The organism is Microvirga ossetica, assembly GCF_002741015.1.
Classification (GTDB): Bacteria; Pseudomonadota; Alphaproteobacteria; order Rhizobiales; family Beijerinckiaceae; genus Microvirga; species Microvirga ossetica.
The window spans coordinates 539,169-555,966 of the sequence record NZ_CP016617.1; the positions used below are offsets into that span (position 1 = coordinate 539,169).

General features: G+C 61.0%; 15 protein-coding genes and 2 pseudogenes. 8 read left to right on the plus strand and 9 right to left on the minus strand.

All coding sequences use genetic code 11. From position 1 onward, the window contains the following. Positions 1–320 precede the first annotated feature (320 nt). Complete coding sequence (locus tag BB934_RS30400; RefSeq protein WP_099513636.1) at positions 321–1,277, minus strand: IS630 family transposase; 957 nt, start codon at positions 1,275–1,277, stop codon at positions 321–323. 340 nt (positions 1,278–1,617) lie between these two features. Then, positions 1,618–2,409 (minus strand): annotated as a pseudogene (locus BB934_RS30405) (IS5 family transposase); the annotation flags it as partial. A gap of 51 nt (positions 2,410–2,460) precedes the next feature. Here BB934_RS30405 and BB934_RS47530 point away from each other — a divergent pair. Further along, positions 2,461–2,853 carry a hypothetical protein gene (locus tag BB934_RS47530; protein ID WP_157934412.1) on the plus strand — a complete coding sequence of 131 codons (393 nt, stop codon included), beginning with the start codon at positions 2,461–2,463 and terminating at the stop codon, positions 2,851–2,853. Positions 2,854–2,984: 131 nt separating this feature from the next. Here BB934_RS47530 and BB934_RS30415 read toward each other — a convergent pair whose 3' ends face one another. Then, positions 2,985–3,257 (minus strand): hypothetical protein, encoded by a 273-nt coding sequence (locus BB934_RS30415; RefSeq protein ID WP_099513639.1) that lies wholly within the window; start codon positions 3,255–3,257, stop codon positions 2,985–2,987. A 251-nt stretch (positions 3,258–3,508) separates the two neighbouring features. Here BB934_RS30415 and BB934_RS47535 point away from each other — a divergent pair, with 251 nt between their 5' ends. The 3 genes from BB934_RS47535 (at position 3,509) to BB934_RS30425 (ending at position 5,059) form a co-directional block, all read left to right on the plus strand. Continuing rightward, a complete protein-coding gene (locus tag BB934_RS47535) occupies positions 3,509–4,054 on the plus strand; it encodes a hypothetical protein (protein WP_157934413.1) in 546 nt (181 codons plus the stop codon). Positions 4,055–4,410: 356 nt separating this feature from the next. Further along, a complete protein-coding gene (locus BB934_RS47540; RefSeq protein ID WP_157934414.1) occupies positions 4,411–4,689 on the plus strand; it encodes a hypothetical protein in 279 nt (92 codons plus the stop codon). 163 nt (positions 4,690–4,852) lie between these two features. Continuing rightward, positions 4,853–5,059 (plus strand): DUF3563 family protein, encoded by a 207-nt coding sequence (locus BB934_RS30425; protein ID WP_099513641.1) that lies wholly within the window; start codon positions 4,853–4,855, stop codon positions 5,057–5,059. Between the two features lie 363 nt (positions 5,060–5,422). On the opposite strand, the gene BB934_RS30430 is transcribed toward BB934_RS30425, so the two are convergent. Then, complete coding sequence (locus tag BB934_RS30430; protein ID WP_099513642.1) at positions 5,423–6,604, minus strand: adenylate/guanylate cyclase domain-containing protein; 1,182 nt, start codon at positions 6,602–6,604, stop codon at positions 5,423–5,425. 499 nt (positions 6,605–7,103) lie between these two features. Continuing rightward, positions 7,104–8,357: a Vgb family protein gene (locus BB934_RS30435; protein ID WP_237050494.1), complete on the minus strand. Its 1,254-nt coding sequence runs from the start codon at positions 8,355–8,357 to the stop codon at positions 7,104–7,106. 228 nt (positions 8,358–8,585) lie between these two features. Between BB934_RS30435 and BB934_RS30440 the strand changes: the two genes are divergently transcribed. From BB934_RS30440 to BB934_RS30450, 3 genes are all read left to right on the plus strand, one after another. Then, positions 8,586–8,972 (plus strand): FAD-dependent monooxygenase, encoded by a 387-nt coding sequence (locus BB934_RS30440; RefSeq protein WP_157934415.1) that lies wholly within the window; start codon positions 8,586–8,588, stop codon positions 8,970–8,972. Positions 8,973–9,396: 424 nt separating this feature from the next. Then, positions 9,397–9,669 carry a replication initiation protein RepC gene (gene repC, locus BB934_RS30445; RefSeq protein ID WP_237050495.1) on the plus strand — a complete coding sequence of 91 codons (273 nt, stop codon included), beginning with the start codon at positions 9,397–9,399 and terminating at the stop codon, positions 9,667–9,669. Positions 9,670–9,884: 215 nt separating this feature from the next. Then, positions 9,885–10,133, plus strand: coding sequence for a WGR domain-containing protein (locus BB934_RS30450; protein WP_099513645.1), 249 nt, complete (start codon positions 9,885–9,887; stop codon positions 10,131–10,133). A 252-nt stretch (positions 10,134–10,385) separates the two neighbouring features. Here BB934_RS30450 and htpG read toward each other — a convergent pair whose 3' ends face one another. Together htpG and BB934_RS30460 are read right to left on the minus strand one after the other, a co-directional pair. After that, a complete protein-coding gene (gene htpG, locus BB934_RS30455; RefSeq protein WP_099513646.1) occupies positions 10,386–12,284 on the minus strand; it encodes a molecular chaperone HtpG in 1,899 nt (632 codons plus the stop codon). 115 nt (positions 12,285–12,399) lie between these two features. Further along, complete coding sequence (locus BB934_RS30460) at positions 12,400–13,401, minus strand: 3'-5' exonuclease (protein WP_099513647.1); 1,002 nt, start codon at positions 13,399–13,401, stop codon at positions 12,400–12,402. A gap of 272 nt (positions 13,402–13,673) precedes the next feature. Between BB934_RS30460 and BB934_RS30465 the strand changes: the two genes are divergently transcribed. Beyond that, positions 13,674–15,152, plus strand: a complete 1,479-nt coding sequence (locus BB934_RS30465) for a protein adenylyltransferase SelO (protein WP_099513648.1) — start codon at positions 13,674–13,676, stop codon at positions 15,150–15,152. Between the two features lie 174 nt (positions 15,153–15,326). Here the strand turns inward: BB934_RS30465 and BB934_RS30470 are convergent, their stop codons facing one another. Together BB934_RS30470 and BB934_RS30475 are read right to left on the minus strand one after the other, a co-directional pair. Further along, complete coding sequence (locus BB934_RS30470) at positions 15,327–15,983, minus strand: glutathione S-transferase family protein (RefSeq protein WP_418294795.1); 657 nt, start codon at positions 15,981–15,983, stop codon at positions 15,327–15,329. 143 nt (positions 15,984–16,126) lie between these two features. Then, positions 16,127–16,438, minus strand: a pseudogene (locus BB934_RS30475) (putative quinol monooxygenase). Positions 16,439–16,798: the final 360 nt, after the last annotated feature.

The window sequence follows — 16,798 nt, forward strand, 5'->3', positions numbered from 1 at the left end:
TGACCCTGGACATCGTGGCAGGAGGTTCATTTTTAGGGCAACGCTGACCGTCGATGTAAACGCCGGGAGCCTTGGACGTCGGCAATGGAGACGGCTGTCGCGAAGCGGATGGGCTGTTAGGGCGCATGACCCCGCGGTCCGTCCCAAACGGTCCAATCTTTATAACAATTTTATACCGACGCCCTTCCAGCTCTCTCGAACCTTTATACGCCTTTTGGCATCTGTTCCCGGACTGGCATGCCGTATCCCATGCGGCGGGCCTTTCGGACGGAGCCTACTTCCATGGACATCCTGATGCTCACACTTAGAGCATCGGACGATTACACGGACGCATATCCGGCGGCCTTGAGATAGTTCCAGCATTCCTGCGGCTCGAACAGATTGCAGATGTTGCCGACAGCTCGCCAGAGCGCGTCAACGGTTCGGGCTTCGGCTTTGTGCAGGTGTGCTTTGATCTTTGCGAAAGCCTGCTCAATTGGGTTCAAATCGGGCGAATATGCAGGCAGGAACAGGAACCAGGCACCTCGTTGCTTCAGACATTCCGCCGCCCTCGCACTCTTGTGGACCGCGAGGTTGTCGAGGATCACCACATCACCCTTCACCAGCGTGGGCGCCAGTTGCGTCTCAATATAGATGTCAAACGCCGAGCGCGTGATCGGGCCATCGATGATCCACGGCGCACTCAGCTCATGACAGCGCAGCGCGGCCAGAAAGGTGTGGGTCTTCCAGTGGCCAAAGGGGGCTGCAGCGCGCAAGCGCTGACCTCTGCAGCTCCGGCCGCGCAGGCGCGTCATCTTGGTATTGACGTAGGTCTCATCCAAGAACACCAACCGATATGGCTGCTGGCGCATCCGCGGCTGACGCTGCGTGTGCCAGACCCGGCGCTCCTCACGCACGTCGGCGCGTGCGCATTCCGCGGCCATCTGGGCTTTTTTATAGGTGAAGCCGTGCCGGCACAGCAGCCGCGAGAGAGTGGCCGGGGCGGCGACGATCCCATGCTCCTCCAGCAGCCGAGCCGCGAGTTCGGGCATGGTGATGTCCGGCTTGGCCTCGACGGCTTGGATCAGAAACGTCTCGTAGGGCGAAAGCCTCCGGCGTCCGGGTGGACGGCCCTGTCGCGCCGGAGTGGGCGATCCGGACGTCTTCTGGCGCTGAAGCAGCTTGATGGCGAAGCTGTCGCTGACCCCAAAGTGGCGCGCCGCGGCCCGGCAAGAGTGACCCGCTTCCACAAACGCCACCACGCGCACGCGTAGATCGAGAGAGTAGCTCTGGGTCATGATCCACCTCCTGGTCAGAAGGGAATCACAGCTCCCGCCCAAAGTGAACCCGTTGAATCCGCGTTCCTGTCCGATGCTCTAGTCTTGGCTTCTTCGGCCTTGCTGCCGCCTATACCGCCGCCTGCGACCGGCTCTGAGGACTCTGTCATGACCCTCGACTACACCCTGGCCGGACTCGTGACGGCCGGCCTCCTCATCTACCTCACGTAGTGCTTCATGCTGCGCTTCTCCCATTGATGCCTGAGGCCATTTTCCACGAACCTCGTTGTACTACCAGCCTGAGGCGCCGCGCTTCTTCGTGAAATGGAAAGGCTCTGGCGGCAGGCCGAATATCCCATCTGTAGAGCTTGTTCTTGCTCGTGCGCTCCTGCATCAGAAGACGCTCAGTGAGGCCGAGCAGACCAGCGAAGTGGGCAAGGAGGCTGTCATCGCTGGCGACTTTGCGGGCCACATCGCGGTAGACCCACCCGAGATAGGTCTTCAGCCGCTTCAACTCGCGCCGCATGCGTCGCATCTGACGGGCATGGGCATAACGGCCCACCTGCGCGGCTGTGCGTTTGGCCAGACGCGTGTGGGCCTGCCGCAGCTTGAGACCGCACTTCCTGGCTTGGCGCACCAAAGCCTGCAAGGCCTTGAGGTAGAGCTTCGCGTCGGAGGGATGAGTGATCGCCTTGGGCTGCACGGTGGTGTCGACGCTGATCCGCTGCAGGCTTGTCGGCTGCACCGCTCCCGTGTCGAGCCCGGCCCGGATGGTGGCGGAAAGCAGCGTCTCCAACCCGTCTGGTCCAAGCCGCTTGCGCCAGCGCGTCAGCGAGCTGGGATCGCACGGCAGCTGATGCTGGAAATACGCGCAGCCGCAGAACCACTGCCAATAGGGATTCTCGATCCAGCGCTGCACCACCGCCTCATCGGACAGGTTGAAGGTGTGTTGGAGATAGGACAGTCCGACCATCAGCTGTGTCGGCTTCGCGGGCCGTACGAGGGGTCGGTAGAAGCGGCCAAACTCCTCATCGAAGCGGTGCCAGTCGATGAGGCCAGAAAGCCGGAACAACTCGTGGCGATGATCGAGGATCTGATCGAGACGGCTGCGGTAGAGATCGTCGGAGCTCGGCATCGATGGCTTGGGTCCCATGGCAAAACACCGGTTTTGAGCGGGTCAGTCCCCAGATGCTGTCATTCTACAATGCTTCGCGAAGACGAAGAATCCTTCAACCTCAATCAGTTGTGGGTTGTTCAGGGCCGACCACTTACTTTCCCACACAAATGTCTGGAGCGCTGTGTTTCCTGGGACCAGAGAGTGATTTGTTCAACCGCAGAGACGACAGTTGTCGAGGATCATCCTCTCGTGAGGTCCCTTCAATCCATTTTGAACGAGATGGATGATCAATACGATCGGCAGCGACAGGACCTCATCGCGACACTGCCGAATTCGCATGTCAAGGATCGTGCGCTCGCAATGCTTGAATCTCGGCATCGCCAACGGCGGGAGAACTACAGCCGGGAACTGACTGCGCTTCTTGAGAGTGCGGGTGCAGCGCCCGACCCTGATCGCAAGGTTGCCAACGCCAAGGCGTAGAGTGGGTCGATCGACGGCCCGGATAGCAGACGTTGGTTCAGAAAGGCCTGATGCGGCATGCCCTCGATCGGTCTCTACCATCTTCCATTCGGGGCGACCTGCATCCTGAGATTTCTGCACCATTCAGGTGACTAATCCTGCGTGTCGAAGAACTCGGTCACTGTTAGCTCTTCCGGATTGTCGCCCAGGCAGACGAAATCCAGGTAATCCTCCGGAACCTCCTCGAGGCTTCGGATCACCCGCGGCTTCTTCTCCCCATCGAAATACGGCAGCAGGCTCTCCTCATCGGCTTCGCCATGGTCCTGGTACTCGAGGGTGTGGAGAAGGCTGTCCACATCCTCGGCAAGGGCGAAGATTGCGGAGGGCTCGCCGTCCGCAGTGACGTTGAGGCGGTACAGCTTCATATGTTCCAAGCCCTCCTGAAACTGCTCAGCTCGTCCATGTGCTCAGCAGACAAGCCGACGAACGTGAGATCCAGGTTAAGGGGATACCATCCTCGAGCCAAGAATCAGATCTATGGGCACAGGGGCCAGGGCGAGTAACTAGGCCCCACTGGAAGCTCAGCGTTTTGATCGCACACAGGCACTGCAGCTTGATCTGCTGCCGGACCTAAGACCAGCCGCGCACTGCTGATCCTAGTCGACTCCTCGATCCTGTGACACTCAATCCAGACCCACACCGCCAGATCGGCATCCTGCGAGCGGCGTGCCAGCCAGTAGCTTTCGGCCGGGCACCGACACATGTCTGGGTACGGGCGCAGGAACTCAGCCACTGCCGCCACGGCATCGCCGTAGGCGCAAAGACCCTCGCCAAGGCAGCCGTTGTCGAGCGGCTGCCCGGATCGTCCGACAAGTTGCCACCGGACACGGTAGGCCATGGGAAGCGTTCCAGCATCACGAGGCCTAACATGGCATGCTGGCCGGTCTTCCGACAGGGGCCGATGGGCTTGCCGGCTCTCTCAGCTGTCGTTGTCGCTCGTGAGCTGGTCCGGCCGCAGACCCTCGTCCGGTTGACCGGAACGTCGCAGTCGAACGCCAGGACCTTGTCCGCCGTCAGCATCAAGGAAGAGCACGCCTTGACCCTCAAGAGCGGCTTGCAGGGCTGCCACGGCAGGCTCGAGCGCACCTGCTGCACGCTTGGTCTCAGCCTCTGCGGCGACTTCAACTGTCAGGCCCGCGCGCTCGGCGAGTTCGGCCTGTGACAAACCGAGAAGAGCGCGCCCGGCGCGCAGTTGCGCGGGAGTGACCACTGGCGCCTGCATCAAGGTTTCTCCTTATCACCTCCACATTGGCAACCCTGCATACCCCGAACAACGTTCAGCAATAGCAGCTCTATGCGACGCCAAATCGCGAGAAGGGCTCCGACTTCGTTAAACGGTTGGGATTGTGATCCATCCGGCAGATGCCATGGCCTAAGAACGAGGCTGCGAGTTGCTACATGGAGCACTCCCATTAGGCCTGTCTGATGACCGAAAGCCTGAAACTTGGCTGCGACAATTGTGCATTGCACAAATCGCCTTCTCCGCCGTTGGCTTGTTGGATGCTGAGGAGAGGGACCGTGGATCGAAAGAAAGGCATTCCTGCCGCGTGGAGCCGGCGCCGCACACGCCATGACCCTCCTGGTCTCGACGAGGCCATAGCGGCTGCGCAGGGTCTGACAGACCAGATTGAGAGCCAGATTGCGATCGCCGCACAGTTGGTCGGACTGTCGGAAGATGAAAGCCGTAATCGCGTCCTGTTGGCACACGCTCAGCCCAATCAGAGCCGATCAGCGCTCACTCGAGGACGACAGACCGAGGTCGTGATCATCAAACGACGAAGCGTGCGCGCCCACTGATGTGCGCCCACTGCGCTGAGCCTCCCCGTAACGAAACATTCACGCCCGCTTGCTATCGCTCAGACGAGGTCAAGGACCAGCGTGCTGGAAGGGAAGAAGCTTACAACAGATACCCTGCAGGGGAAGCGCCAGAGGGCTCCAGACACATCAGAGGAGCCATGACATGATCTTGTTCTCACTTTGCAAAGTCGCCTCCTTCAACCTCACGCATCTGCCATCGAGCTTGAGACGTCATCTGAGCTCGATCCGGCAGGAGTTCCTGCCCACCGATGAAGAGCGCGATGCGGCGCATCTCGCATCAGCCGCAGACCTCCACGAGCTGGAGTTTCGCATCCGAGAAATGGGCCGATTAAACCGGCAGAGACGCTGACCGTTTCACCACTTCTGATTACAGCGCAGACAACCGAACAACAATCCAGACCTGCGATCGGCAGACCTGGGCCAGCGGCTCCCCGTTCGGATTGGAGAACGTGATGCAACCACTCTTCTCGGTTGGCCAGCTTGTCCCATGAGACAGGCGGCTGGCGGGATCTGTGAGGTCGTGCGCATCCTCCCTGTCGTCGATGATGGCATGGTCCTGTACGTAATCAGGAGTGAACAAGGGGCTGAGATGATCGTGCGACAACACGAGCTTGGAAGAGCCTAAGCCGACCTGCAGAACAAGCTGTCGCGGTGGTGTTGCTCATGTGCCAACGCGAGCGGCAAATCATGACTCGGTAGCAGATGGCTTGTTTTATTCTCCGGCTCCTGCATTGGGTACGATCACCCCGAAGATCGTCTGCTCATTCGGAATAACGGGCAGAACGAAGCTGCCGAGCGGGTTCAATGTGTCAGCGGGAAAAAACGCCGCCACCTCACCCGAGCAGACCGCGACCTGGTTCATCCTTTTGGCAACGGCCTCCAAGCGGCTGATGAGATTGACCGTGGGGCCAACGACCGTGAAGTCCAGGCGATCGGCGCTGCCGATGTTGCCGTACGTCACGGGACCGGCGTGCAGGCAACCGACGAAGTGCAGATTGCCGACCTCGGCAGCCATCAGCTGGGCGGCCTCCAGGGCACGACGTGCACGAGCGCAGGCCTCCTTTCGTCCACCTGCGTTGACAGAGAAGATCGACAGCACGCCATCGCCGATGAACTTCAGCACGTCACCGTGCTCTGCGCGCACAGCCTCGACGATGACTTCCAGATACTGGTCGAGGCGCTCCAGCAGTTGATCGGGCGCCAGTTGCTCTGCGAGCGCCGTGTAACCCCGCAGGTCCGTGAGCAGCACGGCGGCCTCGATTTCCACCTGATCGCCTCGGCGGATGGCACCGGCCGTAATGCGTTTGGCCGGGCCATCGCCAAGATAGGTTTGGAGCAGGCTCTCGGTCGAGCGCCGCATGGCGGCAAGCTCCAGCGCCGCGGCGAGAAAGGGACTGAGTTCCCCGATCAGCGCCACATCCTCTGGGCTGAAGCCGCTGCTGTGATCAGTTGTGAATGCCGCTCCTTGGACCGAGCCGTCGCCGTAGGTGATTGGAAGGGCAAGATAGTCGGTGCTGCCGGCTGCAGCTAGCTCGAACAACACCGGGTGATCGTGAGCTGGATCGAGGTGCTGCAGGGAGTGCCGAAAGCGGGTGCGGGTCTTGACCACATGTTCGAAGGGGCTGCCGGTGTAGGAACTCGTGGCCAGGACACTGCGGGGAACCGTGTACTCCTCGGCTCCCGCTCCACGTACCCAGATGATGCCCCACGCTCCGATAAGAGGGTTTGCCAGCCGCTGTCCGACCCGCACCCGCCAGAGCGGAACGCCGGCATGCACCAGCCGCTCGCAGGTCTGTGCCACGATCTCGACTGGCGTGAGGCTCACGCGAGCGGGACCGGCCAACCAGCTCGCAAGGTTGAAGACACTGGCACCTGACTTCGCCGGATGGGACATCGCCGCCCCTCAAACTTTTGGGAGATTCCCTGGCGACCGGTCCTCCGCTCGCAAGGGCGATCTCTGCCACTCTACTACAATTCGTCAAAGGGGAGCCACTGTTCGAGAGTGTCAGCAGGCCACCATCCACCAACTGCCCCGCCGATCCGCCAAAGGGCGAAGGTTGGTCAGGATGGATCCGCTCAAGATAGCAATCGATGGCCCAGGGGTCGGAAACAACCTCATCGCCATCGCCCAGAACCTTGACCTGCCCGGAGAAGGCGATCACGTCCTTGTCGGTGAAGCGACACGCCACCGGCTCGAACTCGAGTTGCTTGTGCCCGAGAACGAAGCGGATCCGCCAGCAGTAGGGGCCGAAGCGCCGGTTGTCCTCGGCGCCTGCGAGTTCATAGAGTTTGATGGCCATCCCTGGAGATCCGCTGGGCAATTGACCCGCGAGGTCACCGTCCCAATCAGGCAACTGCCAAGCAGGGCAGGAATGATTGCGCTGCCCTATGCATCAAGGGGTTGCGACCACGTTCAGAGGCGTAACAAGAAGAATTCTATTTGTACTGCTCTGATGGATAAGGAGTTTGCCTTCCCGTGTCGGTCGCATGTGGCGGACAATGCCGGCGTGAATGCCGCCTGACGGAATAGGCCAGCTCTGGAAGGATTCCGTCTTCGGGTCAAAACGCACGAGCATGTCCGGCCGCATCCCTGACTCGTTGTACCAGACGATGCCGTCCACCACCGCTATCGCATAGGGATGCGATTTCGGCCCACTCGGCGAGAGCCACTCCTTGGCCTCGCCTGTGCGAGGATCGAAGCGGCCGAGCCTGCCACCGGAGGAGTTGACGTACCAAAACATCCCGTCGCGGGCGATGTCGAGGCGCCGGACCGTGGTCGCCGTGTCCGGCAGCTTATACTCGGTCAGCTCCATCGAAACCGGATCGACTTTGACCAGGCAGTTGGAGCCGTTGCAAGCGACCCAAGGGACGCCCTGCGCGTCAATCTTGATTCCGTAGGGGCGCGCGCCAGGAGTTTTCATGGTCACGAGCTTGATGGCGCCCGTGGCAGGGTTCAGGCGGCCCACCATATTGCTGCTCTGGAGGGTGAACCACAGTGTGCCGCTCTGGTCGAACACCGCCGTATGCGGGTCCTTCGCAGCCGGGTCCGGCATCCTGTAGGCCGTCACTTCGCCCGTTTTGGGATCGAGCTTTCCGACGGTGCCATTCTTGTTGCCGGTGTACCAGACGTTCCCAGCGCCATCGAGCACCACCGTGTGGGGCATGGCGTTCGGCGGCAGCGGGTATTCCTTCATCTCGCCTGTCGCCGGATTGATCTGTCCGATGAGGTTTCCCCACTGGCCGGCCCACCAAAGGGAGCCGTCCGGTCCCTCGACCGGGTCGCGCGACCGCTGGCCGAGCGTCGGCACCTGCCATTCCTTGTACGTGACCTGCACGTCGCCAGGAGCAGCCTTGGGAGCTCGCATCGCGTTGGGCGGGAAGTGGGTGGCGAGATACTCGATGATCTGCTCTCGCTCGGCCGGACTGGCCGACAGATCGACCATGGTGGAGGCGAGCTCTGTCCAGCCAGCTCGGGTATAACCGGAGCTGCGGAGGATCTCGCTCGTCTGATGGCAGCCGGTGCAGACGCCCTCCACCATGCCCTTTGCCGGGCCGTCCGGGAGCCCTGCCGCGGACTCCTGAGCCTGCACGCCCACGGTGAACACGGGGCTCATGGCCAGTGCCAGAATGATCGAAAGTTTGACCATTGTCGTGCACCTCCCGCAGCAATGCTCTGTTCGAGGGTCAGAGATGTCAAATCAGAGCATCGTGACCTGGCCGGGATTCGAGGGTACGCCTCAAATCCTTCAATCTCCCAGCGGTCCGTGTAGAATCAGGCGGATCGCAAGCGGGGACGCGCACAAAGACTGTTCAACAATCAGGATCTTGCGCTAGCCTCCTTTGGCTGCCCAATGGGCGATTACGGCAGCAGCTGCTTGAGCGAGGGTCGCGCCGGCAGCGTCAGGGGCGGCGACCGCCTGCCTTGGGTCACGACGGCCAGCAGCGCGGATCAGGAAGACGATAATTTCGCGCCGCTGAGATCCCTCGACTGGCAGGCTCACGTCTATGGTGAGTGCAGTGCCGGGATCGCGGAGGCCTGCACCCGAAGGGGATTGGTGCTGCACGTGTTCCCCTGGCAACCCACGACAGCGCGCGCGGGCCTCAAGCGGGGCGCCGTGTACCTGATGCGGCCGGATGGCCATATCGGCTTGGCCGATCCGGACGCCAGCCCGGCCAGGCTGGAACAGTACCTGGACACGCGGGGCGTGCTGCCGCTGAACGCCGGGAGAGCGACTAGTCCAGGGCCCCATTCGCTCGCGTGAGGGCATCGCGGCATCTTCCCGAGATCCTGCACTTCACATCCGGTCCCGAAGCCCTGCCGAGCCGCTGCCATCAGCGTTGATGCATGGAGAAAGGATACGTCGAGCAGCAGCTCAAAGGTTGACGCGAGGCCGAACCACCACAGCCTCTCGTTGAACGGAACGACCGAGCTTCCCAGGATGTTCTCAGGAACTGCTCCGCGCCCTTTCTCCTTCTGTATTGCTGCCGGCAGAGACAAACTTGGTTGTTCTCGCGCATGTTCCCGCCCCGGGCGCGTGGGTGCCGAACCGTGCGCATTGACGATCTCTTCGGGACTTGGACGTTGAGGCGGTTCGTCATAACGAACAAACGCCGGAGCACCTATCACCGGAATTGATCCTTGAGGCCTGCCCCACCCTCAGCGATTACCCCGAACCGATTGAAGATGTGTCCGATATTGTGGCGGCTGGGCGCTATCTGCGAGGCTCGCTGGGGGCGAACGAGAGTGCCTGGAACGAGGCGGTGGCCGAGATCGGCCTGGTGCGGGCCGCGGTGACGGTGATCTACGTGCTGCAGCTCTACGACGATGATGTCTCGAGCGGCGAGGGCCGGATCAAGAACCCGGGCGGCTATTTCCGCGCCATGGCGCGCCTCGTCAAAGCCGGCAAGATCGACCTGAGCGTCGAGCTGCTCGCCATGAGGAGACGTCGGATGTCGTAGAAGACCGAACACCTCGCTGGTGTCGCCCTTATGTGCGCAAGGGTGCCAGAGCTGAGCACTTCGGAGGCCGATTTGCGAAGGCTCACCCTTGGTGCGAGCGGGCGCACGAGCCCACCACGAGGGATAGCTTCCATCACAGTCGTGAATCAGTCAGCCTGTGAAAGATTCCGGCTTTTCATTGGACGTTGAATCCACGGATTACGATACTTGAGCTCATGTCGGAAAAGCTCAATGTCCTCGTCCTGGACCGCTGTGACCCGTCACAGAATGTGTCGCGCTTTTACATCCTGCGCATCGAACGATCGCTGTTCGGCGATCCGACTTTGGTCCGGGAATGGGGCCGGATCGGTCAGCGCGGCCGGCAGATGATTGAACTCCACCTATCAGAGCACGAGGCTGTTGAGGCCCTGGAAGCCTGGCTTCGCCGCAAACAACGGCGTGGCTACCAAATTCGGAAAGCGTAGATCACGGCGGATCCTTACTCTCATAAACTCCGGGTAAGTATCAGGGCTGCCTTAGCCACTGGCTTTAGAAGCCCGTGATGGTAGTCGCGGAAGGCTGGATCCTCTCCAGGTAGTCAGTGTGCTCGTAATTTTGAAGGATGGAGGGAACTACAGTTTGGACTCGGCACCGAGCTGCCGAGTGGCATGCAAGACAATGAATGCCGTGAGGCGCAGCGAACGCAAGCCGCGCTCTCGCATATGGCCGCTTCCAGTCTATTCCTTTGGAACACACCGCTGCATGACCCTTGCGAGCCGCTGCGAAAATGCCCTTGCGTCGACCGGCAGTTCCCCATCGAGGATCCGCGCCTCGTCCAGCAGGAGACAGGCGGCATCTTCGCGAAGGTTTTCTTCTTCATCTCCGAGGCCTGCCAGGGCAATGATAAGTTCATGGTGCGGGTTGATCTCGAGGACTGGCTTCGCCGCCGATCCCAGTTGTCCGGCTCGGGCCAGGATCCGCTCGAGCTGGCGGTCCATACCGGATTCCGGGGCCACCAGGCAGACGGCACTTTCCGTCAGACGCTCCGAGGCGCGAACATCGGACACAGTCTCACCGAGGGTTGCCTTTAGAGAATTTATGAAGTCTGTCACTGCTTCCGCTGCCAGCGGATCCCAATTGTCCTTGGCTTCGATCAGCGGGATTTGCACCAGATCAGCAGCGCCTTGGGTCACAGACTTGAAGGGCTTGCCCTCATAATCTGTTCCTGTCGTGACCCAGAAGCTATCGACTTGATCGGGCAACAGCAGGACCTCGATGCCACGGGCGCGGAAGCCTTCGAGCTGAGGCGAGGCTTCAAGGCGTACGAGATCCGTCCCCGTCACATAGTAGATGGCCGTCTGGTTCTCCTTAAGCGAGCCGACATAGTCCTTGAGCGAGCGCCACACGCCACCGGAGGCGGTGGTCTTGAACCGGGCCAGTCCCAGCAACGTCGAGCGCCGCTCGAAATCCTCGTAGAGCCCTTCCTTCAACACCGGACCAAAGGCCTCCCAGACCTTGGCGTAGGCCTCGGCATCGTTCTGGGCGAGCTTATCGAGTTCACTGAGAATCCGGCTGGTGACGCCCTTCTTGATCGCGGCCAGGAGCGGGCTTTCCTGGATCATCTCGCGCGAGACGTTGAGTGGCAGATCGGCCGAGTCGACAAGTCCACGGACGAAGCGCAGGTAGCGTGGCAGGAGCTCGGCCTCATCGGTGATGAAGACGCGCTTCACATAGAGTTTCATCCGGCCGTGACGATCGGGATCGAACAGGTCGAACGGCTTGGATCCTGGCACAAAGGCCAGCGCCGTGTACTCGTGACGGCCCTCAGCCCGGAAATGCACTGTCAGGGCGGGCTCATCGAACTGCCCGGCCACGCTGCGATAGAAGTCGGTGTAGTCTTCAGATGTGATCTCAGAGCGCGACTTCACCCAGAGGGCGGCGCCGTCGGCAACCTCCTGCGGCTCCGCCCCGGGCTTCTCGACGAGGGAGATCGGCACCGGCACATGGCCCGACTGCTCCTTCACGATGCGCTCGAGCCGGTTGCGCTCGGTGTAGGAGGCGGCGTCCTCCATCAGGTGGAGGACCACCCGCGTGCCGCGGGCGGGCGCCTCCTCGATGACTGCCGGCGCGACCGTATAGGAGCCCTTGCCGTCGGACGACCAGAGGGTCGCCTCATCATGACCTGCACGGCGTGAGATGACGTCAACTCGGTCGGCCACCATGAAGGCTGAGTAGAAGCCGACGCCGAACTGCCCGATGAGCTGGGCCCCTTCGCCGCCTTGAGCTGCCTGGATCCGGTCCATGAAAGCTTTAGTGCCCGAGCGGGCGATGGTGCCGAGTGCCTCGATTATCTCGTCGCGGCTCATCCCGATCCCGTTGTCCTCGACCGTCAGACGGCGGTTCTCGGCATCGATCAGCAATGTGATCCGGGTCTTGGGATCATCGCCGAGCAAAGCTGGGGTGGAAATCGCCTCGTAGCGCAGCTTCTCGCAGGCGTCGGCCGCGTTGGAGATCAACTCGCGCAGGAAGACATCCTTGTCGGAATAGACCGAGTGCACCATCAGGTGCAGCAGCTTGGCAACATCAGCCTCGAAGGAGTGGCTCTCAGGGGCGGGCGTGGTGTCAGCAGTCGTCATGGCGTGAGATGAACCTTGTTGCTCCGGCGGGCGATGAGATGGCGGTGGACGGTCAAGATTTCAAGCCTTAAGGCCTCGGGTAAGGCCAGCTGTGTAGAGATCCAGCAGGTGCCGCTTAGCGGGCCGATCGGAACCTCTCGAAGGCAGTAATCTTGTGGGTGTAAGGCTCGACCTCGCGCCGGTAAACCTCGCGCCGAAGAAACGCGAGCTCAGCCTCACCGGCCTCCTCGTCAACCTCCACCCACCACGACTTCGGGCGCCCGTTGGTCCCGTCATTCCAGCGGTACCCTCGCGCCTTCAGCACGTCCTTCATGTCGAACGGGCTGCTCTCCGCCCAGATGCGCAGGAGCGACTTCCGAGCCGAGGCAAGCAGGTGCTTGAAAGGGAGACCAGCCTCCGACGGCAGGGGAGAGGCCAACACCTCAAGCAAGGCATGGCAGTCCTCGACTGCGCGGTGCCCCTCGTGGAACCAGCCACACTGCGTCAGGAGATAGCCCAGCTTCGATCCCTCAAACCCAAACCCGCTCCAGGCGATCTCGGAATGGGAGCAGGCCCACGCCTTGACCTGGAAATCCTTGGACAGGCGCTCACAGAAGGGCCGATCAAAGCGAGCGTTGTGCGCGATGATCAACTCCGCCGGCGCGATGAACTTCTCCACTGCCTCAAGATCGAGCACTTGGCCGGCGACCATCTCAGGCGTGATCCCGGTCAGGCGAGTGATCTCAGGACTGACAGGTACGCTCGGCTCACGCAGGGCATTGAACGTTCCGATCACATCACCGATCCGGCCTTCGTCATCATAGGTAAAGGTGATCATGCCGAGTTCGATGACCTCGTCCCTCGTATGATCGAGACCGGTGGTTTCGGTGTCGAGGATGACGGCGATCTTCTCGCCTTCGCGAGCGGTGCGGGACACGACGATGGGGCGTGGCGTCAATCGACGCAAAACGCGGTAGTCGCCTGTGGCCTCCAGCATCCGGGCGGCGGTCTCGTAGTCAGGGGCCTTAAAGATCTCACTGCGAGGCTTGGCTTTGATCACAATCTCACCGACGGGACGCGTCTCGATCGGACCCGGCGGTGCGTCGTAGTCCAAGAAAAGGTCAGCCTGGCCTCGCATTCCCACACCTTCCGCCCGCCAATAGGACAGCCCCACGAGTGCGGCCCGGCGGGGCAGACTAGAGGGTGCGGGTCGCCAGATCGTTAATGCACAAGGTATACGGGGAGGGAGTAAAACCGTGGAGCGGGTGGTCTGTCCCGATGCGTGCAGGCAGTTCAGTTATACAAGATTACAGTGGGAGTGCCCTGAACCCTATCCAGAATTACCGTCTGACTCTTGTTTTCTGAGGCGCTCAATACGATTTCACGTGGTCCTGATGGTGAACCCGGACCATGACAGTTCATTTTCCCTTCGACAACACCTACGCGCGCCTGCCTGATCGGTTCTATGCGCGTGTAGAACCCGAAGCCGTTACGGCTCCGAGGCTCATCCGGCTGAATTGGGATCTCGCCTTACATCTCCGCCTCGACCCTGATCTTCTCTCCAGTCCTGACGGAGTTGAACTTCTGTCCGGCAACCGCGTTCCGGATGCGGCAGAGCCCATTGCCATGGCTTACGCCGGCCACCAGTTCGGGAACTTTGTGCCGCAGCTCGGTGACGGCCGCGCTGTCCTCCTCGGTGAAGTGGTTGATCGAGACGGCATCCGCCGGGACATTCAACTCAAGGGTTCAGGTCCGACGCCGTTCTCGCGCCGCGGCGATGGGCGGGCGGCGTTGGGACCTGTCTTGCGTGAGTATCTTCTCAGCGAGGCAATGGCGGCGCTTGGGCTGCCGACAACGCGGGCGCTCGCCGCAGTCTTGACCGGCGAGATGGTTGTCCGCGAGACGCTACTTCCCGGGGCAGTTCTCACCCGCGTTGCCTCGAGTCATGTCCGGATCGGCACGTTCCAGTTCTTTGCAGCCCGGCAGGATGTGGAGGGGCTACGCCTCCTGGCGGACTACGTCATTGCCCGGCACTACCCACAGGCTGCCGAAAGCGACCAACCCCACCGCGCGTTCCTAGACCAAGTCATTGCAGCCCAGGCAAACCTTATCGCCCGTTGGCTCCACATCGGCTTCATCCACGGAGTGATGAACACCGACAACATGTCCATCGCCGGCGAGACGATTGACTACGGCCCATGCGCCTTCATGGATGCCTACGATCCGGCGACAGTCTTCAGCTCGATCGACCGGCAGGGCCGCTATGCCTATGGCAACCAACCCCACATCGGCCTTTGGAATTTGACACGGCTGGCTGAGACGCTTCTGCCGCTCCTATCCGAAGACCAGGAGAAAGCTATTGCGGAAGCGGGCGAGGCGCTCGAAGCCTTCTCGGGTAAATTCGAGGCGGCCTATCACGCGGCGCTCAGGTGCAAGCTCGGGCTGCTGACGGAACGCGAGGAAGACCTGACACTCGCCGGGGATCTCATGAAGGCAATGGCTGAGAATCAGGCTGACTTCACTCTGACATTCCGGCACTTGAGCGATGCTGCCGCTGGAGCCGAAGGGGATGAGGCGGTACGAAACCTCTTCATCAATCCGCTTGCTTATGATGCCTGGGCCACCCGCTGGCGCGAGCGGTTGAGCCTTGAGCCGCAAGATGGTGCAAGCCGCCAAGCTGCAATGCGAGCCGTCAATCCAGCCTTTATCCCGCGCAATCACCGCGTGGAGGCGGTGATACAAGCTGCGGTTGAGCGGGGCGACTTTGCTCCTTTCAAGGAGCTCCTGACTGTTCTCTCGAATCCCTATGAGGATCAGCCAGCTTTCGCCCACTATTCCGAGCCACCGGAACCGCACCAGCGCGTCTATCGGACATTCTGCGGGACATAAGACGGGAAGACTGCTTCAGCAGTTTTCCCACCCGGGCTGTTCATCGCATTTGGTGCCGCACTTTATGCTTCCAGCGGGGAACTACCCAGGACACCTATGTCCCTCCACGGCTTCGACCTCCGCCCAATTGCCAATCTGCATGCTGGGCGGAGGAAAGGCGACACGCGTGGGAAGTCAGCTAGCCGGGACAGCCAAATGTCGGAACATATGTTGGCGTGCTTCGTCGTCCATCTCAGCTTTGAAGCTGTGCCTCTCCTTCAGCGCGGCAGTGGCCTGAGCGGCCGGGCGAGCGCTGATCTCATCAAAAAGACGCTTGAGGTTCGGGAAGTCCTCCCAGGCGTTCTCACCTAGAATGAAGGGCACCATGCGTGCCCAGCCCCACAGGGCCATGTCCACGATGGTGTAAGTTTCACCCACCATGTAGCGCTGCCCGGACAGATGCGCATCAATGATGCTGTAATGTCTCTTCGCTTCGTAAAGATAACGATTGACGGCATAGTCCTTGGGCTCAGGCGCAAAGTGCTTGAAATGCCCGGCTTGGCCTGAGAACGGGCCGACACCCGTTGCAATGAACATCAGCCAAGAGAGAAGCTCACCACGCGTAACCGGTGTGCTGTCAGGGAGGAACTGTCCGGTCCTCTCCGCAAGATAGAGCAGGATCGCGTTCGAGTCGAAGACCCTTACGCCGGTATCTTGGTCGATGATCACAGGCACCTTGCCATTCGGATTGATGGCCAGAAAGTCCGACTGATGCTGCTCGCCTTTGCGTGTATCCACGGGCTTGAGCTCATACGGGAGGCCCATCTCCTCCAGGCACAGAGCAACCTTCATCGGGTTCGGGGCAAGGTTGTAGTAGAATGTAATCAAAGCAGAGCTCCAGCAGCAGGGGCGATGGCGGGTAGGTTCTGACAAGAGCCGCTGCCGCATGTCATGCAATCGCAGCGAAACTCGTCAGGGGGCGTCAGGCAGGATTTTCAAAGAGGTGAGAGGACGTGGATCAAGAGGTCTTCGATCATGTCAGCCGTTCGCTCAGTATAAGCCTTCATGTGCGGGGCGGCAGCGTGCGCTTTGGGCGCTTCAGGGCTCGCCCATTTCTCGACCATGACAAAGGTGTCTGGCCCAAGTTCGGTCTAGGAAGCTCCGAATGCCGCCGGAAGATCGACAACAGGAACGTACTCGATGCAAGCCTCTTCAGCATGCACGGCCGGCATGTTCGCTCGGAACTCTCGGAGCACGGTTTCACGCATACCGGGCTTTGCAGTGATGTAGGCCAGAACGTGCAGCATGAATGATCTCCTGATAGCCGATTGTTAGACACAGCTCGGCGGTCCCGCAAGCTCCTTACCTTGGATGCAGGACCTGTGACTCTCGCGTTAAGTTCGGCGATCGAGATACATCAACCTGTCCTGGAGCCCAGGCGCCTCGGCCGCCTCTCAAGAGGTTGATGGGAGACCGGACCAAAGCCGCCGAGGGGAGCCCAGTGAGGCCACCGGGCCTCCGGCCCCCAGCGCCACTGGGCATGTGGGGTTAAGCCGATCTCGCTTCCCTGCTCCGGAATGTTGATGCCAATTGGCAACTTATATGTGGCGGTCTGGCCCGCCCAATCTTCACGCTGATACCGAATCTCTCGTTTGCAATGGGGACAG